Annotated in this window: 18 protein-coding genes and 1 pseudogene; 9 read left to right on the top strand and 10 right to left on the bottom strand. The window is 65.0% G+C overall.

The window, feature by feature from the left end:
* Positions 1-110 precede the first annotated feature (110 nt).
* The 3 genes and pseudogenes from K368_RS0115325 (at position 111) to K368_RS24740 (ending at position 2,615) form a co-directional block, all read left to right on the top strand.
* Positions 111-1,481: a chloride channel protein gene (locus K368_RS0115325; protein ID WP_051439884.1), complete on the top strand. Its 1,371-nt coding sequence runs from the start codon at positions 111-113 to the stop codon at positions 1,479-1,481.
* Positions 1,482-1,529: 48 nt separating this feature from the next.
* Positions 1,530-1,709 (top strand): DUF1328 domain-containing protein, encoded by a 180-nt coding sequence (locus K368_RS0115320; protein ID WP_018044058.1) that lies wholly within the window; start codon positions 1,530-1,532, stop codon positions 1,707-1,709.
* Positions 1,710-1,755: 46 nt separating this feature from the next.
* Positions 1,756-2,615: pseudogene (locus K368_RS24740) on the top strand (SDR family oxidoreductase).
* Positions 2,616-2,852: 237 nt separating this feature from the next.
* Here the strand turns inward: K368_RS24740 and K368_RS0115310 are convergent.
* On the bottom strand, positions 2,853-4,532 hold the full coding sequence (locus tag K368_RS0115310; RefSeq protein WP_027173095.1) for a lysine--tRNA ligase: 1,680 nt from the start codon (positions 4,530-4,532) through the stop codon (positions 2,853-2,855).
* A 247-nt stretch (positions 4,533-4,779) separates the two neighbouring features.
* Between K368_RS0115310 and K368_RS24735 the strand changes: the two genes are divergently transcribed.
* Entirely contained in the window at positions 4,780-6,285 is a 1,506-nt protein-coding gene (locus tag K368_RS24735; protein WP_051439883.1) for a calcium-binding protein, read from the top strand.
* Between the two features lie 52 nt (positions 6,286-6,337).
* On the opposite strand, the gene uraD is transcribed toward K368_RS24735, so the two are convergent.
* The 4 genes from uraD to K368_RS0115285 are packed head-to-tail and all read right to left on the bottom strand — an operon-like array spanning position 6,338 to position 9,222.
* Positions 6,338-6,856: a 2-oxo-4-hydroxy-4-carboxy-5-ureidoimidazoline decarboxylase gene (uraD, locus tag K368_RS0115300; RefSeq protein WP_027173094.1), complete on the bottom strand. Its 519-nt coding sequence runs from the start codon at positions 6,854-6,856 to the stop codon at positions 6,338-6,340.
* A gap of 4 nt (positions 6,857-6,860) precedes the next feature.
* On the bottom strand, positions 6,861-7,214 hold the full coding sequence (gene uraH, locus K368_RS0115295; protein WP_027173093.1) for a hydroxyisourate hydrolase: 354 nt from the start codon (positions 7,212-7,214) through the stop codon (positions 6,861-6,863).
* Between the two features lie 51 nt (positions 7,215-7,265).
* Positions 7,266-7,808: a hydroxyisourate hydrolase gene (uraH, locus tag K368_RS0115290; protein ID WP_027173092.1), complete on the bottom strand. Its 543-nt coding sequence runs from the start codon at positions 7,806-7,808 to the stop codon at positions 7,266-7,268.
* Positions 7,809-7,854: 46 nt separating this feature from the next.
* Complete coding sequence (locus K368_RS0115285; protein ID WP_027173091.1) at positions 7,855-9,222, bottom strand: MFS transporter; 1,368 nt, start codon at positions 9,220-9,222, stop codon at positions 7,855-7,857.
* Positions 9,223-9,452: 230 nt separating this feature from the next.
* Here K368_RS0115285 and K368_RS0115280 point away from each other — a divergent pair, with 230 nt between their 5' ends.
* Positions 9,453-10,523, top strand: coding sequence for a nitronate monooxygenase (locus tag K368_RS0115280; protein WP_027173090.1), 1,071 nt, complete (start codon positions 9,453-9,455; stop codon positions 10,521-10,523).
* A gap of 31 nt (positions 10,524-10,554) precedes the next feature.
* Here the strand turns inward: K368_RS0115280 and K368_RS0115275 are convergent, their stop codons facing one another.
* Positions 10,555-11,412, bottom strand: a complete 858-nt coding sequence (locus K368_RS0115275; RefSeq protein ID WP_027173089.1) for a transporter substrate-binding domain-containing protein — start codon at positions 11,410-11,412, stop codon at positions 10,555-10,557.
* A gap of 128 nt (positions 11,413-11,540) precedes the next feature.
* Between K368_RS0115275 and K368_RS24730 the strand changes: the two genes are divergently transcribed.
* From K368_RS24730 to K368_RS0115260, 3 genes are all read left to right on the top strand, one after another.
* Positions 11,541-12,779: a glycosyltransferase gene (locus K368_RS24730; protein ID WP_245259584.1), complete on the top strand. Its 1,239-nt coding sequence runs from the start codon at positions 11,541-11,543 to the stop codon at positions 12,777-12,779.
* 133 nt (positions 12,780-12,912) lie between these two features.
* Complete coding sequence (locus K368_RS24725; protein WP_245259583.1) at positions 12,913-13,329, top strand: addiction module toxin RelE; 417 nt, start codon at positions 12,913-12,915, stop codon at positions 13,327-13,329.
* A gap of 28 nt (positions 13,330-13,357) precedes the next feature.
* Positions 13,358-13,672 carry a type II toxin-antitoxin system MqsA family antitoxin gene (locus K368_RS0115260; protein ID WP_051439882.1) on the top strand — a complete coding sequence of 105 codons (315 nt, stop codon included), beginning with the start codon at positions 13,358-13,360 and terminating at the stop codon, positions 13,670-13,672.
* Between the two features lie 421 nt (positions 13,673-14,093).
* On the opposite strand, the gene K368_RS26070 is transcribed toward K368_RS0115260, so the two are convergent.
* On the bottom strand, positions 14,094-14,330 hold the full coding sequence (locus tag K368_RS26070) for a helix-turn-helix transcriptional regulator (RefSeq protein ID WP_197031020.1): 237 nt from the start codon (positions 14,328-14,330) through the stop codon (positions 14,094-14,096).
* A 105-nt stretch (positions 14,331-14,435) separates the two neighbouring features.
* On the opposite strand from K368_RS26070, the gene K368_RS0115250 reads away from it, so the two are divergent.
* Positions 14,436-15,395 (top strand): IS1595 family transposase, encoded by a 960-nt coding sequence (locus K368_RS0115250; RefSeq protein WP_027173087.1) that lies wholly within the window; start codon positions 14,436-14,438, stop codon positions 15,393-15,395.
* Here K368_RS0115250 and K368_RS26710 read toward each other — a convergent pair.
* From K368_RS26710 to K368_RS0115245, 3 genes are all read right to left on the bottom strand, one after another.
* Positions 15,322-16,218, bottom strand: coding sequence for a hypothetical protein (locus K368_RS26710; RefSeq protein ID WP_155935157.1), 897 nt, complete (start codon positions 16,216-16,218; stop codon positions 15,322-15,324). The two genes, K368_RS0115250 and K368_RS26710, sit on opposite strands and share 74 nt — an antisense overlap.
* 7 nt (positions 16,219-16,225) lie before the next feature.
* Positions 16,226-16,729 carry a hypothetical protein gene (locus K368_RS26705; protein WP_155935155.1) on the bottom strand — a complete coding sequence of 168 codons (504 nt, stop codon included), beginning with the start codon at positions 16,727-16,729 and terminating at the stop codon, positions 16,226-16,228.
* Positions 16,730-17,383: 654 nt separating this feature from the next.
* The gene (locus K368_RS0115245) at positions 17,384-17,848 is read right to left on the bottom strand and encodes a hypothetical protein (protein ID WP_027173086.1); all 465 of its coding nucleotides are present in this window, start codon (positions 17,846-17,848) and stop codon (positions 17,384-17,386) included.
* Positions 17,849-17,895: the final 47 nt, after the last annotated feature.

The following is a 17,895-nucleotide window of genomic DNA, read 5'->3' as shown; positions in this document are numbered from 1 at the left end:
CGACCTCTGTTTCTGGATTCCGGGTTCTGCTCCGCAGGCCCGGAAAGACGAGGTCGGTTCACGGACTTGTCGCCCATCCGACGATCGACCGCCCGCGCAGGCCGGCGATCATGCTTGAACCCGCTCCCACTTCCTTTCCGCCGCGCAAGCCACTGGACCGCCTGCGCGGTGCCGCCGCCGATGCAGCGCCGCTGTGGCGGCAGCGCTTGCTGTTCCTGCTCGGAGGCCTCTGCGTCGGGCTTGCCGCCGTGGCGATGGCCAAGCTCGCGGACTTCGCGCATGTGGTGTTCCGCTGGATCGTCTCGCCCTCCCCCCTCGTCGCCCTGGTGCTGACGCCGCTGGGCTTCGCCATCGCGATCCTGCTCTCCCTCCGGGTGTTTCCGAACTCACAAGGCTCCGGGATCCCCCAGGTGATCGCGGCGCGCCATACGGAGGATCCGGCGATCCGCAATGCCCTGGTGTCCCTCAGGACGGCGTTCGGTAAGATCCTGGTCATGACGCTGGGGCTCGTCTGCGGCGCGTCGACGGGGCGGGAGGGGCCGACCGTTCAGGTCGGCGCCGCGATCATGGCCGCTGTTGGCCGGCTCGACGCGGAACGCCTGCCGGGCGTCATCCTCGCCGGCGGGGCGGCGGGCGTCGCCGCCGCCTTCAATACTCCCATCGCCGGCATCGTCTTCGGCATCGAGGAACTGAGCCGGACCTACGAGGCGCGTACCAGCGGCCTCATCGTCGCCACCGTGATCGCGGCCGGGCTGACCGCGCTGGCGATCCAGGGCGACTACACCTATTTCGGCACCACCAAGGCCGCCCTACCCTTCGGGCCGGGCTGGCTCGCGGTGGCGATCCTCGGCGTGCTCGGGGGCATCGCGGGCGGCGTGTTCGGCCGCGTCACCCTCCTCTTCGCCAGGGGGCTGCCGGGGCGGATCGGCGGCGCTATCCGCCGCCACCCTATCGTCTTCGGCGCCCTCTGCGGGCTCGGCGTCGCCCTCTGCGGTCTCGCCTCCGGCGGCACGGTCTACGGCACCGGCTACGAGGAGGCCCGCGCCATGCTCCACGGCACCGATACCGGGCATCCGGCCTATGCCCCGCTGAAGTTCCTGGCGACGGTGTTCTCCTCCATCAGCGGCATTCCCGGCGGCCTGTTCGCCCCCTCCCTCAGCGTCGGGGCGGGCATGGGCGTCTGGCTGCACGGCCTGTTCGCGGACGTGCCCATCGGCGCCCTGGTGCTGATCGGCATGACCGCCTACCTCACCGGCGCGCTGCAGGCGCCGATCACCGCTTTCGTCATCGTCACCGAGATGACCCAGGACCACGCGATGATGATCCCGCTCATGGTCACCGCCCTCATCGCCGACGCCGTCTCCAAGCTGATCTGCCGCGAAGGGCTCTACCACGCCCTGGCCGCCACCATTCTGGAGAAGGCCGAAACCGATGCCGCGCCCGTCATCGCGACGCCGCACAAGCTTGAGCGGAACGCTTGACCTGGCAGGAGGGTTATCGGTCGTTCCGCACGCTGGAGTTTTGCGCGTATGACCCTTCTCAAATGGGCCCTCATCTGTTTCGTCATCTCGCTCCTGGCGGGCGGCCTCGGCTTCACCGGCATCGCCTCGGGCGCGCGCTCCCTGTCGCGCATCCTGTTCGGTGTGTTCCTGGTGATCGCCATCGTGATCGTGGTGCTCGCCCTGGCGGTCGGCCAGGCGGTCTTCTGAGCGGTCTTCCGATCGTTGACCGGGGCTGGGGGAGTTCGTGACGTCCATGGCGAACGCCGCACCCATCCCCGGCAAGATGTGTCTCGTGACCGGCGCCACCTCGGGCATCGGCCACGAGACGGCCCTGGGTCTGGCACGGGCGGGGGGCCGTATCGGGATTGTCGGTCGGGATGCCGGTCGCACCGACGAGACGGCGTCCCGCATCCGCGCCGCCGTACCGGGCGCCGTGATCGACGTGTTCCTCGCGGACCTGTCCTCGCAGGCGGAGATCCGGCGCCTCGCTGCCGAGGTGCGCGCGCTTTACCCCCGCCTCGACGTGCTCGTGAACAATGCCGGCGCCATCTTCGATGCCCGGTACCTTACCGTGGATGGTCTGGAGCGCACCTGGGCGCTCGACCACCTCGCCTACATGCAGCTGACCCTGGAACTCCTCGGCCTGATGAAGGCGAGTGCGCCCGCCCGCATCGTCAACGTCGCCTCGATGGCGCATAAGCGTGGCCGGATCGATCTCGGGATATCGACGGGGCGCGCCGTTACGGGGCTCTGAAGGCCTATTCCCAGGCCAAGCTCGGCAATGTGCTGTTCACCGCCGCCCTTTCCCGGCGCCTCGCCGGCACCGGGATCACCGCGAATTCCCTCCATCCCGGCGTGATCGCCAGCGGGTTTGCCGGCGGCACCGGGGGATGGTTCGGCGTCGGCTGGTCGCTCATCCGGCCCTTCCTCAGCAATCCCGCAGACGGTGCGGCGACCTCCCTGCATCTGGCGACCTCGCCGGAGGTGGACGGCGTCAGCGGCCTGTACTTCTCGAAGTGCCGCCCCGTCCCGACATCGGCGGCGGGCGGGGACCGAGACCTACAGGAACGGGTCTGGGCGTTGAGCCTGCGCCAGCTCGGACGGGAGGAATAGGGAGACGGAACTCCCAGGCTCTGAGCGAAGGGTAGTAAACAGAAGGTCCGCCTCTCCCATTCGCGGCCTCATCCTGATGCGCCCGCGAAAGCGGGCCTCGAAGGAGACGTCCAGAGATCTCAGTTCTCATTGGAGGCCTCCTTCGAGGCCTCCGCTACGCTCCGGCACCTCAGGATGAGGGGGTGACGGGGGAAAGATGTCGCTTTGATCTTGCGACGAGTTTAAGCCCGGGGAGTATCAAGGCGTCGGCACGAACGCGCCGGACAGGGCCTTTTCGATCAGCGCTTGCGTCTCCGCCACGCCGTAGAGCGCGATGAACGAGCCGAAGCGCGGTCCGCGCGCCTCGCCGAACAGCACGTTGTAGATGGTGGTGAACCAGGCCTGCGACACGCCGGGTCGGCCGTCCGGGCTCTTGGCCTTGCCGGACAGGTCGGGGAAGTGCCTGCGCCCGACTTCGTAGACGATGGCCTGCAGCCCCTCCGGATCGGTGGAGCCCTCATGGGCGTCCAGCGTCTGCGACAGGTCGGCGAGCGCCACCCTCTCCTCCTCCGTCGCCGCGCGGTAGGTTTTCGCCGGACGCACCAGATCTCGGAAATAGGCGAGCGCGTGGCCCACCAGCTTGTCGAGGACCGGATGGGTCTGCGGCCCGATCTCCGGGTCGTAGCGGCGGATGAAGCCCCACAGCACCGCCGGGTCCTCGGTATTGGCGACCGCCGCGAGGTTGAGCAGCATGGCGAAGTTCAGCGAGCCGCCCTTGCCCACGGCTTCGGCTGCCGGCGGATGGCCCGCATGCAGGTGCCAGACCGGGTTGCCGAGCTGCTGCGCCGGTTCCTGCCCGGGGAACTTCTCGAGGAAGTTCAGGTAATCGTCCACCTGGCGCGGGATCATCTCCACGAACAGGCGCTTGGCCTCGCGGGGCTTGTTGTACATGAACAGGGCGAGACTGTCGGCGGTGCCGTAGACGAGCCAGTCGTCGATGGACAGGCCATTGCCCTTAGACTTCGAGATCTTCTTGCCTTCCTTGTCGAGGAAGAGCTCGTAATTGAAACCTTCCGGCGGCTCGCCCCCGAGGGCGCGGGCGATCTCGCCCGAGAGCTTCACCGAATCGATCAGGTCCTTGCCGGCCATCTCGTAATCGACGCCGAGCGCCACCCAGCGCATGGCCCAGTCGGGCTTCCATTGCAGCTTGGCGTGGCCGCCGGTGACCGGAGTCTCATAGGCGGTGCCGGTCTTCGGGTCGCGCCAGACCAGGGTGCCGGCGGAGACCTTCACCTCGTCGATGGGCACCTGCATCACCTCCCCCGTCTCCGGGTGGAGCGGCAGGAACGGCGAGTAGCTCGCCGAACGCTCGGCCCGGAGCGACGGCAGCATGATCGCCATCACTGCCTCGTAGCGCTCCAGCACCGTGAGGAGGGCCGTATCGAACAGGCCGGCCTTGTAGCATTCGGTGGCCGAACGGAACTCGTACTCGAAGCCGAAGGCATCGAGGAAGCGGCGCAGTTCCGCGTTGTTATGGGCGCCGAAGCTCTCGTGCGTGCCGAACGGGTCGGGCACGCGGGTCAGTGGCTGGTTGAGCGCGCCGATCAGCATCGCCTTGTTCGGCACGTTATCCGGCACCTTGCGCAGGCCGTCCATGTCGTCCGAGAAGGCGATGAGGCGGGTCGGCACGCTGTCGTTGGTGAGCACGCGGAAGGCGTGGCGCACCATGGAGGTGCGCGCCACCTCGCCGAACGTGCCGATATGCGGCAATCCCGACGGTCCATAGCCGGTCTCGAACAGCACTTCGCTCTTGGGTTTGCGCTCGAGCCTCGCCACGAGTTTGCGCGCCTCCTCGAAGGGCCAGGCGGCCGCATGGGCGGCGGCCTCCACCAGAGCGGGGTCGAGGGCGAGCGGAGACGAGACGGGCGGGGCGGACATGTGGTCAGCGTCAGTTCTGCGAGAAGATACGGGAAGGCCGGAACCGGCCGAATGCGGCCCGGCACCCTAGGGAGCGGGTCAGGGAGGGTCAACGCGGGGAGGCGGCGATGATGGCGGCGAGGCTGAAGCGGCGACTGTCTGAAACCAGACTTTAAAGCTCGGCGCCGTAAGCAATCGGGCATTCCTGACGCTGGCGGGAACCATGCCGTTGCCCGATCCCGGCGTATCGAGCGGAAAGACAAATCCGATGGCGTCCGTTTCCTTCACCGTCGATGACGACTACGATTCCACCAAGACCGTCCGCCTGGACGGGAACCCCCTCGCCTCCTATGCCGGGCCGGCCAGCAGCCACGCCTTCGGCCCCGATGGTCAGGGCCGCTTCATCCTGAACGACACCGGCACCATCGCCGATGGCGGCTCGACCTTCACCGATGCCGCGCGAACCGTCCCGGGTGGCTACGCTGCTCTGACGAGCGACCGTTACGCGGTCTTCCTCGACATGTTCGACAACACGGCATCGCTGAGCCTGACGGGCGGGACGTTCGGAGATGTGCTCCGTGGCGGAAGCGGCGACGACGTGCTCACCGGCGGCGGCGGCAACGACGTGTTCGAGGGCGGCGAGGGCGACAACGTCATCAAGGGCGGCACGGGTTCCGATACCGTCAGCTACGAGCATGCCCAGTACAGCATCGAGGTGTATCTGGAGGATTCGCGCGCCTACACCGCTCCCACCGGCGATGAGGACACCCTGTCGAGCATCGCCAACGTCCGCGGCACACGTTTCGGCGATGTGCTCACGGGAGACGGCCGCGCCAACCGTATCGAGGGCGGCGCGGGGGAGGACGTCATCGGCGGCGGCGGCGGCAACGATGCCCTCGACGGTGGCGCCGGGAATGACAGCATCAATGGCGGCGGCGGCGACGATCTCATCGAAGGCGGCGCGGGAACGGACGTCATCCGCGGCGGCGGCGGGATCGACACCGCGAGCTACGAGCATTCCTCGTCCGGGGTCACGATCGACCTCTTCCGCACTTATCAGGTCAGCGGCGGCGATGCGAACGAGGACATGCTCTACGACATCACCAACGTGACGGGCAGCCTCTACGGCGACAGGCTCGCGGGCAACGGCAAGGACAATACCCTCGACGGGAGCGGCGGCGCCGACAGGCTCTATGGCAACAACGGCAACGACCGCCTGATCGTCTCGGCAACCCCCGTCGAAGTCGATGGCGGCGCGGGACGGGACGTCCTGATCGTCGAGGTGAACCCTAACCTCGATACGCTTCGCTTCAGCGACGAGACCTTCTCGGCCATCGAGAAAGTGGCCGTCCGCAGCGACGGGTCCATCGATATGAGGGATGTCACGCTCGGAACGTCGATCATCTCACAGAGCGTTGCGGGCGATCACGGCAAGATCATCGGCACAGCCGGGGACGATCGCATCAGGGCGGGGAGCGGCGGCGACCGGATCGACGCCTGGAGCGGCGACAACACGGTCCTCGGCGGTGTGGGCAAGGACCAGTTCATCTTCCGGTCGGAGAAGGGCCGCACCGAGATCCACGATTTCGAGCTCGGCAGGGACAAGCTGAACGTGGTGCCGCTGACGACGAATTTCGATGACGTCGTCATCACGTCGGTCCACGGCGGCGACGACACCCTCGTCACCTTCGCGAAATACACCGGCATCGAGCATCGCATCATCCTGCACGATGTCGCTGCCTCGTCGCTCGGCGAAGGGGACTTCATCATCTGATCCGGTCCGCACACGCGGTACCGAGTTCCTCCGCCGCAAACCCCAGGCGCTCTCAATCGCCCGGCCCGGAGATCATCATGTCCAGGCGCATCCGCGTGATCGCGCCGATCTCGTCGAGGGCGGTCGCCTCCTCCTCGGCCCGTCCCCGTCGGAGCCGGGCCTCGAACACCGCGAGGATCTCGGCTCGGCTGCGGCCGCGCACGGCGATGATGAAGGGGAAACCGAACGTTTCCCGGTAGGCGGCGTTCAGGCGGTCGAAGGCCGCCGCATCCTCGGGCGGGAGGTGGTCGAGGCCGGCGCTGCCCTGCTCGCTCGCGGACTCCGCGGTCATTGCCCGCGCCCGGGCCTCGGGGCCGGCGAGTTCCGGGTGTCCATTGAGGAAGGCGAGGCGCCGCGCCTCGGGCGCATGGCGCACGGCGTCCATCATCGCGGCGTGCAGGTCGGCGACACTGGCGAAGGGTCGCGCAGGGGCCACCGCCTCGGCGACCCAGGCCGCATGTTCGAACACCCCGCCGAGCAGGGCGACGAAGGCGTCCTGCTCAAGACGATGGATAGCGGCCAGATCCGGCAAGGGCTCAGCTCCCACGATAGGTGGTGCAATTGCCGGGCGTGCACAGCATCGGCACATGGTAGTGTTGCTTGGCGTCGAACACCGCGAACCGCACCACCGGGTTGTCCACGAAGATATCCGCCTCGCTCACGCCCGGCCGGCTCTTCAGGTAGCCGTCGATAAAGAATTCGAGCTGGTACTGGCCGATCTTCGCCTCGGCCGCCGGCAGGATCGGCGCGTCGGTGCGCCCGTCGGCATTGGTGACGACGCTCTTCACGAGGCGCCAGCGCCCCTCCTCCATCACTGAGAAGTCGATGCGCACGCCGGGCGCGGGACGCCCGCGCTCCGAGTCGAGGATATGTGTCGTGATGCCGGCCATCGGGTCTCTCTGATCGTGTCGTGACGGAGCGGTTGCGGAGGGTCGGGGCGTTCAGCTGCCGCGATAATACGAGTAGCCCCAGGGCGTGAACAGGATCGGCAGGTGGTAGCGCTGGCTCGCGTCGCGGATGTGGAAGCGGATCGGCACGAGGCCGAGGAAGTTCGGGCTCGGCAGCGTCACGTCGATCCGGGCGAAGTACTCCTCCATATGCATCAGCAACTCGTAGCGCCCGGTCTTCAGCGCATCGTCGATGAGAAGCGGCTCGGGCGAGCGGCCGTTGGCCCCCGTGGTGATGGTCTTGAGCGGCCGGTAGGCGTCTCCGTCGAGGACGGAGAGGTCGCAGACCATGCCCGCGCCCGGTGTGCCGTGGAAATTGTCGATGGCGTGCATGGTGAGGCGCGGGCCGAGGCCCGATTGCGTCGTCGGGCCGGTGGTCAGGGCTCCCGGCTGCGCCGGAGCCGAAGACGGGGCGGGCGCGCCCTGGGCCAGTACGGTGCCGGTAGCGGCGACCGTGCCGCCGAGACCGATCCCGGCGAGGCCGGCTCCAACGAGGCTGCGGCGCGTGAGGACGGGTCGCTCAGGGGGGTGGTTCAACGTTGTCTCCTGCAGAGGGCCGGTCCCGGCGCGACCGGGAGCGGGTTCAGGCCGGCTTATGGGCGGCGCGGGCGGCGGCCCGGCGTTCCAGCGCCGGGGTGGCGGGTGGGACGAAGGCGAGGATCAGGACGATCGTCGCCAGCTCGAAGGCCGCGACCAGCCACAGGCCGGCGGAGGCCGAGCCGGTATGCTCGCGCAGGTAACCCATGAGGGCGGGGGCGCCGAAGCCCGCGAGGTTGGCCACCGAGTTGATCAGGGCGATGCCGGCCGCGGCGGCGGAGCCCGCCAGGAACCGGCCGGGAATCTGCCAGAAGACGGGGATCGCGCTCATGGTGCCGACGATCGCCACGGCGAGCGCCAGCATGGCCAGAACCGGGCTCGCCGGGACCAGGAACCCGAGGAGGGCGATGGCCAGCGCCCCGATCGTCGCTGGGATCCCGCAATGCAGGCGCGCCTCGCCGGTTCGGTCGGAATGGCGCCCGTTAAGGATCATCCCGATGCCGCCGCACAGATAAGCTGCCGACATGATCCAGCCGACGGTGAGCGGATCGGTGAAGCCGGCATCGCGCACCACGCTCGGCCCGAAGAACGTCAGGGCCGAGTTCGCCATGATGATGCAGAAGAAGATCGCGATGCACTGCCAGACCCGGACATCCTTCAGGGAGGCGAGGATGCGGTGTTCGCGCGGGCCCAGCGCCTCGGCGTCGCGGGCGAGGTCGGCCTCGATCAGCGCCCGCTGTGCCGGCGTCAGCCAGTTGGCTTTGCTGGGGCGGTCGGTGAGGTAGAGGAGCGTGACAAATCCCGCGAGGATCGAGGGGATGCCCTCCAGCAGGAACACCCATTGCCAGCCGGCCCAGCCGTTCACGCCGTCCATGCCGGTGAGGATCGCCCCGGCCAGCGGCCCGCCGATCACCCCGGCGATCGCGGAGGCAGACATGAAGAGCCCGAACACCTTCGCCCGCCGCTCGCTCGGGTACCAGTAGGTGAGATACAGGATCACGCCCGGATAGAAGCCGGCCTCGAACACCCCGAGGAGGAAGCGCAGGACGTAGAAGAAGGCCGGCGTGGTGACGAACATCATCGCCACGCAGCAGACGCCCCATAGAAAGGTGATTCGCGCGATGGTCTTGCGGGCGCCGATGTACTCCAGCAGGAGATTGCTCGGCACCTCGCACAGGAAGTAGCCGATGAAGAAGATGCCTGCGCCGATGCCGTAGACGGTCTCGCTGAATGTGAGATCGGACAGCATCTGCAATTTGGCGAAGCCGATATTGACCCGGTCGATCCAGGACAGGATCCAGAGCGCCATGAGGAACGGCAGAAGGCGCCATGTAATACGGCGGTAGGTCGCGTCGAGAGCCGGAGGTGGTCCGGACGACGACGCACGATGAGCCGGATATGACTGAGCCGCCATTGATCGCCCCGAGGTCAGCCACACTATCGGCGCCAATGAAACCTCGCCGAACCACCAGCAATATATGGACCAGTGTCGCATGTGACCCGACGATCGATCGGGCCGCGAATTCCGGCCTGTCCCTCGCCTCTCCGGGCGTCGTCGCGATCGGATCCGATTGCCGAGCGGGTGGACGTCGTCCTGCTGCGATGGTGTAGACAGGTGGCTCCTCACCGCAAGGAAACCGCATCATGTGGCCCGACAGACGCTTTCTCGATCTCGTCGGTCTGGATCACCCCATTGTCCAGGCGCCGATGGTCGGGCCTCGGGCCGGGCTCGCGGCGGCCGTGTCCGGCACCGGCGCCCTCGGGTCGCTGGGCTGCGCCGCGCTCAACGCCGAACAGGTGCGCGGCGAGGTGGCGGTGATCCGCCGGGGCACGGATCGTCCGTTCAATCTCAATTTCTTCTGCCACGCGCCGGCCGCCCCCGATCCGGCCCGCGAAGTCGCATGGCTGGAGCGGCTGGCGCCCTATTATCGCGAACTCGGCCTCGACCCGGCGGCGCCGGTCGCCATGGCCAACCGCGCGCCCTTCGACGAGACGATGTGCGCCGTCGTGGAGGATCTGCGCCCGGCGGTGGTCAGCTTCCATTTCGGGCTCCCGGACGACCTGCTGCTTCGCCGCGTCAGGGATGCGGGCTGCCTCGTCGTCTCGTCCGCCACGACGGTGCGTGAGGCCCGCTGGCTCGATGCGCGCGGCGTGGACGCGATCATCGCGCAAGGGGCCGATGCCGGCGGTCATCGCGGCATGTTCCTCACCGATGCGGTGGCATCCCAGGTCGGCACCTTCTCCCTGGTGCCGCAGGTCGTGGACGCGGTGCGCGTGCCTGTGATCGCGGCGGGCGGCATCGCGGATGCCCGCGGGATCGCCGCGGCGCTCACGCTCGGCGCGTCCGCCGTCCAGATCGGCACCGCCTACCTCCTCTGCCCGGAGGCCGGCATCTCGCCCGTCCATCTCGCCGCCCTGCGGGCGGCCCGCGACGAGGATACCGCGCTCACCAACGTGTTCACGGGCCGCCCCGCCCGAGGTCTCGTCAACCGCGCCCTGGCGGAACTCGGCCCGCTGAGCTCGGAGACACCGGCTTTTCCCTCGGCCGCCGTGGCGCTTCAGCCTCTGCGCCAGCGCGCGGAAGCGGCAGGCTCAGGCGATTTCTCGCCACTCTGGTCGGGACAGGCGGTGTCCCTCGCGCGGGAAACGGGGGCGGCGGACCTGACCCTGTGGCTGGCGGAGGAGGCACGCGGGATCTTGCAGGCCCGCGGCTAGCCTGGCTGCCCGATAGGCATGGGCCGGCGAATCAGAACGGACTGACGGGGAAGAACCGCAGGTACAGCTCGGCGTATTTCCCCTCGTCCCAGAGCCGTTGGAGGGCTTCGTCGAGGGCGCGCGAGAGCGCCGTGTCCTCGCGCCGGGTGACGAGGCCGATGCCCTCGCCGAAATAGCGGTTCTCCAGGTAGTCGCCGCCCACCAGCGCGCAGCAATTCGAGGAATCGATGCCGCCGATCCACAAGGCGAGGTTGAGCCCGTCGGCGAAGACGTAATCCACGTCGCCGCGCCGGAGCGCGCCTTCGGCCGTGGCGAGATCGGTGAAGTCGCGCGCTTCCGCCGTGGGGAAAAACGCCTTGAGATAGGCTGCATGGGCGCTTCCCGTGACGATGCCCACGGACTTGCCGGCCAGGGCCTTGGCCGAGGGGGCGGGCAGGCCCTTGTCCGTCCGGGCCGCGAAGCGCGCCGGCCAGCGGAAGTACGGGCGGGTGGCGAGGAAGCGGCTGCGCAGGGTTGGGGTGAGCGGGATCGCAGCCGCGACCACGTCGCCCTGCCGATCGGCCAGGGCATCGAGCAGCGTATCGAACCGCCGTGCCTGAATCGTGCAGCTGATCGACAAGCGTTCGCATGCCGCCCGGACGAGTTCCACCACGAAGCCGGTGGGCGCGCCGTCGGGGCCGGCGAAATGCAGGGGTGGAAACTCGTCGTCGGTGAGGAAGCGGATGGCGCGCGCCGTCTGCGGTGCCTCGATGCGTTCGAGGCGGCTGCGCGGGTTCCAGAAGTTCGGGATCGCCACTTTCGGCGAGGCCGTATCCCGCGTTGTCGTGTCTGGCGCTGCCGTGTTTTGCGCCGCCGCCGGACAAGCCGAGAACAGCGCCGTCACCAGCAATGCGGCGGCGCACCAGGCGAGGCAGCTTGACGGTGTGGTTGCATGTGTGGCGCATTGGTTGTGCGCGGGAATCGTCTGGCTCACGGCTCTCCCCTATCACGTTCCCGGGCCTCGGGGAGCCGGTTCCGGTGTCGATCCTCGGTTTCAGGAGACTGCGCGGCGAAACGGTGGCATTGCCGCTGGAGATCGCGTTTCTCCTGAGCCACGCGGCCTCCCCAATGGTGCTGGCGAAGGCCGCCGCCCTCGCGCGGGCGAGCGGCACCGATGCCGCCACCGCTATGATCCAGTCCGGGCTGATGGAGGAGGAGCGCTTCTATCGCGCCCTCGCCCTCACCCTCGGCGCGCGCTATCTCGGCGAGACCCTGCCCCTCGGCGCCGGGGCGCGGTTTCCCGACAGTCTGGTCGCGGGTGTCGCGCCCCTCGATCCGGGGGCGGGGGCGGCCTTCGTCTACGCGCCGCGGGGACGGGCCGTCGTCGAATTGCTGCAGGGACGCAGCCCCACCGGGCTGATGCCGGCCATCACCACCCCGACGGCCCTCCGCCATGCGATCTTCGCCCAGCGCCCGGCGGGAGTCGCGGCCCATGCCTCGGACGACCTCCTCAGGCGGAGGCCGGACTGGGCCTACAATGCCGCTCCCGTGGCGCCGCTCCTCGCTCTGGCGAGCCTCATCTTCGGCGCGTTCCTCCTCGCCCTGGCCTGCCTGCCGGCACTCCTCGTCACGGCGACCTGGGTCCTGGTTCAGGTCGGGTTCCTCGCCCTGCTCACCTTTCGCGTGGCCGCCATCGGCCCGACCAGCGGGATCGCGCTGGAGGACACGCCCGGGCAAAGGATGCCGGAGAGTGAGCTGCCGGTCTACACGGTGTTCGTTGCGCTCTACCGGGAGGCGGCAGTGGTTCCCCGTCTGCTCGGGGCGCTGACGCGATTCGACTATCCCGTGGCGAAGCTCGACATCAAGCTCCTCACGGAAGCCGACGATGCCGCGACGGCGGCGGCCCTCGCGCGCCTCACACTGCCGGCGCATGTGGAGGTCGTCGTGGTGCCGCCGGGGCTGCCCAGGACCAAGCCGCGCGCCCTCAACGCCGCCCTGCCCCTGGCGCGGGGCAGCTGCCTCGTCGTCTACGACGCGGAGGACGTGCCCGATCCCGGCCAGTTGCGGGCGGCGGCGGAGGCTTTCGCCCGCGCCTCCCCGCGTACCGCCTGCCTGCAGGGCCGCCTCGTCATCGACAACGCCCGCGATTCCTGGCTGACCCGGTGCTTCGCCCTCGAATACACCGCCCTGTTCGACGTGCTCGGCCCGGCGCTGGCCGCCTGGCGGCTGCCGACGCCGCTGGGCGGAACCTCCACCCATTTCCGCGGTATTAGGTAGCAAGCTCACCCGTAGGCCATTGGCCGACTTTTGTTGACAAGGGTAGGCCAATGGCCTACTGACGTTCTCGGCCTTGGCGATTGCGCATGCTCAAGCTGGGGTTGCCACAACCCCTGGCCGAGAGATGTCCATCATGCCTGCCCCCTTCGAGGTGATCGAGTTCCAAGCCGAAGGCCATCCGATCGAGCTTCTTGTTGTGAGAAGCTTCAAACGGGAGGCCGATAAGATTTTCACGATGGAGGAGTACTCCGGCCTTCTGAACTATGTGGCGGCAAACCCCGAAGCGGGCGTCCGCATCCCCGGTACATCGGGTTTGAGGAAGATCCGGTGGCGAGCCAAGGGCTCAGGCAAAAGGGGTGGCGCGAGGGTCGTTTACTACTTCAGAGACCTCAATATGCCGCTGCTGATGCTGGCGGCATATCCGAAGGGCCAAGTCGCTCAACTCAGCGCGGCCCGCATGAAAGAGATCGACCGGAAGGTTGAGTTCCTCGTTGGGGAGCTCGCCTGTCCCGGCTCCGAGGCCGACCTTCAAGTGGGTCGGAGAGCATAAAATGAAAAAGAATCCGAGGAGAGATGCAATGGCGAGCGAGCGCAGGGTGTCCGATGGCGGCCAAAGGATCGTCGATGGCCTCGACGATGCCATTGCTTGGGCAAAAGGCAACGAAGGATCGGCGCGGCTTATCCCGTGGCAAGCGCCGACCAGCGTGGATGTGAAGGCGATCCGAGCCAAGCTCGGCATGTCACAGCGCGAGTTCGCCGCATGCTTTGGACTGCCCCTGGAATCGCTCCGCAACTGGGAGCAGGACAAGCGCGTGCCGCAAACGACGGCACTGGTTCTACTCAGGCTGATTGATAACGATCCTGAGTACGTGCGACGGGCGCTGGCCATTTAACGCAAGAATGCCCCGGTCACTGTGCCGGGGCATTCTCAATAAGTTGGGCCGGGTCTGGCGACGGGCGCACCCCTATCCACGGAAGCCCCCGAGGGTCCGATCCCCTCCCGGTCCACCCATAAATTTCAATCATAAAGACGCAGAAAATGCAAATAAGTTATGACACCAAAGGCCAGCCCTATGTGGAATGGGATATTGGCGGTGGGGCATATAAGCGGGCCTGGATACAAGACAGGCTAGGCTCCCCTGATGATTGGGCTCAAACGCGGTACTATCTCAATGTTGTTAGAGTACATGCAGGCAGAAAAGGCTCAGGGGGTATTCCGGCAGATTTCCCGATTTACACAGAAGCTAGTCCAATTACTATTCTGACAGATTTTGTCACAGAGATGTGCCGAATAACAGGGCGACCGCTGCCGCCCTAATTTTTCACTTGGGTCGATTTGCAGGCAATTCCAAATGTTTCGCCGTCGTTCACAAACTCGATCCCTTGAGCTTCAAGGGCAGCTTTCATGGCTGCAAGAGTGGTCGGAATCGGCGTCCGTCGCCCCTTCTCGTAGTCGCGCACGGTGGACAGGGAAACGGAAGCGGCCGAAGCCAACTCCTGCTGCCCCCAATCCAGCCATCCTCGGGCGGCTCTGCTCTGCTCTGGCGTCATCCTCACAAAATACGGACGAACGTGGATTAGGTCAACGCCAACGAATTTCGTTGACGCCAACGATGTCCGTGCTTATCACCAGTGCCAACGGAAAACGTTGGCCTCATGTCACAGCACTTCCTCCTCTCCCGCGCCGCCCGCACGCTCTCCCTGAGCAAGGTCGCGCGCATGAGCGACGAAGAGGCCTTCGAGACCTTCCGTATGGTCCGTTGGGCCGATACGGGCGGCGATCCGGTTTGCCCGCGCTGCGGCTGTCTCACGCATAGCTTCCTGACGACCCGCAAGCTCTGGAAGTGTCAGGCCTGCAAGCACCAGTTCAGCGTCACCAGCGGCAGCATCTTCGCTTCGCGCAAGATGGCCCTCCGCGACATTCTGATGGCCGTGGCGATCTTCGTGAACGGCGCCAAGGGCCACAGCGCCCTGCAGCTCTCCCGCGATCTTGATTGCCAGTACAAGACGGCCTTCGTTCTCACGCACAAGCTGCGTGAGGCGATTTCGGCCGAGGTTGCCACCCATACCGCGTCTGGCGTGGTCGAGGTCGACGGCGCCTATTTCGGTGGCCACATTCGCCCTGAGAACCGCAAGGAAGACCGGATCGACCGCCGCAAGGCCGAGCATCAGACCGGCAAGCGCAGCGTCGTCGTGGTGGCCCGCGAGCGCGGTGGCCGCACCCTCTCGTTCGTGTCCAAGACCGAAGAGGCTTCCGTTTCCGTGATCGCTAGCCGCATCGCGCTCGGCTCCACTGTTCATGCCGACGAAGCCGCCGGTTGGGACAAGCTTCACGCTCGCTTCCTGACGAAGCGCATCAATCACAGCGAGAGCTACAGCGACGGCGAGGCCTGCACCAACCAAGCCGAGTCGTTCTTTTCACGCCTTCGTCGGGCGGAGATGGGCGTTCATCACCGGATCAGCGGCACCTACCTGGGCGCCTACGCTGGCGAGATGGCTTGGCGCGAGGATCACCGCCGCAAGAGCAACGGTGTCCAGTACCTTATGGCGGTGTCGTCTTCTCTAGCGCATCCTGTTTCACGTCAGTGGAAGGGTTACTGGCAGCGGGCGGTTTAGCTTTGAGAGACTGTTCCGGCGTATTCTTAGCTACTTCTGCATCAGACGCTGAAGACTTCGAGGATTGCGTTTCTTTAGCCACTGACGAGGTAGAGGTAGGAGTACGCTTAAACAGGCTGTCGAGCACCCTTTCACTGACCGCTGAACTAAACCATGGCGCAAAAACCGAAGAGTAGAGACCAGCCACAAACGGAAATAAAAATAGAGCGGCAAGTAAACCGTAAATCAGTAATTGATTTTTATCTTTTTTAAGATTGGATACATCTTTCTCAAGCTCGGTTACCCTTGCAGATAGGGCAAAAGGTGAAGGATAGGTGCCATGCAACCTATCGGCCCAATCGCGCGGTATAGATTTGATCCCGCTTTTCACTACACTTCCAGCACCGCGAAAATCGCTGATCCAAAAGCGGAATAGTGGATCGCCACGAAATATACTCAATGGTGTTGGACCGGCATTAAATACGGTAAATATTAACCTGCCTTCATATCCAGCGTCCACGTGAAATCCAGAAATGTTTACAAGACCTTTGAGCTTTATCTTAGTAGCAACATTAATAAAACCAATAATAGAAGTCGTCAGATAAACGCTCTCCTCAGTTATTAGGTATGCAAACTGCCCGGGGAGCAACTTCAATTCTGCGCCAACATCTAGCTTTCGATAGGCGTTATCAGAACCCTGCTCAGAGTAACCCGAAGAAACAATAGCCTCGTCGCCTAGAGTAAGCTTGTATGCTCCATCTGAAAGATTCTTTTTATCAAATCCGGTGACATATGTATGATTTTTGCTGGCGTCTATCCAAGCTTCATCAGCCCAAAAAGCCATAATCTCCTCACAGATCCGTCACGTAAAACTGCCGGTCACTAAGTTCTATGCGTCTCTGAGCGAGCTCTAAGCCAACATCGATTTTCAACTCAACCGAGCATGAAAGCGCCCAATAAAATATATCCAAATTTGCTTCTTTGGCTATGGTTACGAATTCTTCTAAATGGTCAATTTTTTCGCAAGCGTCGGCAAATCGTCCAGCAGCATCGGCGATAGGCCGAAGTATATCTATCTGTGTGTTTGCATTACTGTTGTATCGCGCAACTGCGCCAAGTCGCTGATGCAGCGTATTTGCCGCACTTAGGCTAACGAGCACCGTGTCAACAACGGTTCGTTTCACAGATTTTTCTTCGTCTGGACCTCTTGCTAGGCGGCCTACATACTTGGAAAAATGCAGCCCGTAATGCTTCAGCCGCTCATTTTTGTGAAGGCTGAGAATATCGGAGTGATTGCGTCTATCGTGACGAAATTGCTCTTTTTGCATTTCGAGAACGTCAGCCGAAGAAAGCACGGAACCCTCCCGCCGAGTCGCCATCACAGAGCACCTGCATAACGCGCCAAATCGTTATGTGAGCCTTATGGCGGACTTTGAGGTGTGGATAAGGCGGGGGATGGAGAGGGACTCGCGGCCTACTGTTGCCCGGATGACGCTTCCCAGACAACCGGCACGGTGTCAGCCCGCACGTAAAGAGGATGTTTCGGCGAGCCGTTTTGATTGATGGATAAAACGCGCAGATCGCAGCCGGTGGAGCGTATCAGTGTTTCAACCCGTTTGATTCGCTCCTTGGCCATTAAGCGATGTGAGACTGGTGGATTCACAGCTCCCCATGCCGCTACCATGAAGCCGCCACTCCCGGCGCATTCCGCTGACGCAGACAAAATGTGCTCGTCACATTCTGGGCCGACTGGGTCATCCATTAGCCAGAGATCTGAAGGCTTTGTCGCACAACCAGCCCAAGGGTTGACGTAGATCAATCGCGACCCACCCCACGCGGTGACGAAACCAACGCCGCGCCGAGATGTCGGGTCGTCCTTGTCCGCACACGCCGTGCTCGGATTATGCAAACAAAATCCTATTGTGGGTCCACCTAGCATGTCGATGTGGCGGTCAAGCCGATACCGATAAGCTCCGCATGGCGAGAAAACCGCGCTCCTCATCACTCCTTCACTGCCTCCTAACGCGCCAAAGGACGTTTCCTCGTACATCATTGGATTGCGCTATGGTCCCGCCTTCTTTGAGCAAGCGCAGGGCCTTGGATACGCGCCGCGTGTGTGCCGTCATAAGCCCCCGGTCGCGCGCGTCATGCCCTGTCAGTGATAGAACGCTCTGCGCGACCTCACGGCTTGTCATGGGCACCGTGGCATCCCTCAGCGTGTCGAGGATGCCGCGCGTAAGCTCACCCCGCCCGAACAGAACCTCGCGCTTCTGGCGGGGCATGGCGGCGTCTAGATCGCCCTCGTAGCCTAGCGTGGAGAGCACGCGGTCTATCGCTGCCGTGTCGTTCTTAATCCCGGCCATCCGGTCGCGGAGCCGGGTAGCCTCATTGTACAAATCGGCTCGCTTGGTGAGCAGGCCGGAGATGGTATGTTCGAACGTGTCAGTGCGGGAGCGGCGGATCGTTTCGGTCATCCACGCATCATAGCCGGAACGGACGCCAACGATAAGCGTTGGCCTGG

It is taken from the genome of Methylobacterium sp. 10 (genome assembly GCF_000519085.1).
Lineage (GTDB): Bacteria > Pseudomonadota > Alphaproteobacteria > Rhizobiales > Beijerinckiaceae > Methylobacterium.
The sequence above is the reverse complement of the archived record's forward strand: the minus strand, read 5'-3'. Positions and strand labels throughout refer to the sequence as shown.

What these genes read in the sequence shown, in the direction of transcription:
- K368_RS0115280 (WP_027173090.1), top strand. Translation starts at nt 9,453, where the DNA reads ATGTGGCCCGACAGACGCTTTCTCGATCTCGTCGGTCTGGATCACCCC.
- K368_RS0115320 (WP_018044058.1), top strand. Translation starts at nt 1,530, where the DNA reads ATGACCCTTCTCAAATGGGCCCTCATCTGTTTCGTCATCTCGCTCCTG.
- K368_RS26710 (WP_155935157.1), bottom strand. Translation starts at nt 16,218, where the DNA reads ATGGCTTTTTGGGCTGATGAAGCTTGGATAGACGCCAGCAAAAATCAT.
- K368_RS0115250 (WP_027173087.1), top strand. Translation starts at nt 14,436, where the DNA reads ATGTCACAGCACTTCCTCCTCTCCCGCGCCGCCCGCACGCTCTCCCTG.
- K368_RS0115285 (WP_027173091.1), bottom strand. Translation starts at nt 9,222, where the DNA reads ATGGCGGCTCAGTCATATCCGGCTCATCGTGCGTCGTCGTCCGGACCA.
- uraH (WP_027173093.1), bottom strand. Translation starts at nt 7,214, where the DNA reads ATGGCCGGCATCACGACACATATCCTCGACTCGGAGCGCGGGCGTCCC.
- K368_RS0115310 (WP_027173095.1), bottom strand. Translation starts at nt 4,532, where the DNA reads ATGTCCGCCCCGCCCGTCTCGTCTCCGCTCGCCCTCGACCCCGCTCTG.
- K368_RS0115260 (WP_051439882.1), top strand. Translation starts at nt 13,358, where the DNA reads ATGGCGAGCGAGCGCAGGGTGTCCGATGGCGGCCAAAGGATCGTCGAT.
- K368_RS0115245 (WP_027173086.1), bottom strand. Translation starts at nt 17,848, where the DNA reads ATGACCGAAACGATCCGCCGCTCCCGCACTGACACGTTCGAACATACC.
- K368_RS0115325 (WP_051439884.1), top strand. Translation starts at nt 111, where the DNA reads ATGCTTGAACCCGCTCCCACTTCCTTTCCGCCGCGCAAGCCACTGGAC.
- K368_RS24725 (WP_245259583.1), top strand. Translation starts at nt 12,913, where the DNA reads ATGCCTGCCCCCTTCGAGGTGATCGAGTTCCAAGCCGAAGGCCATCCG.
- K368_RS26070 (WP_197031020.1), bottom strand. Translation starts at nt 14,330, where the DNA reads ATGACGCCAGAGCAGAGCAGAGCCGCCCGAGGATGGCTGGATTGGGGG.
- K368_RS24735 (WP_051439883.1), top strand. Translation starts at nt 4,780, where the DNA reads ATGGCGTCCGTTTCCTTCACCGTCGATGACGACTACGATTCCACCAAG.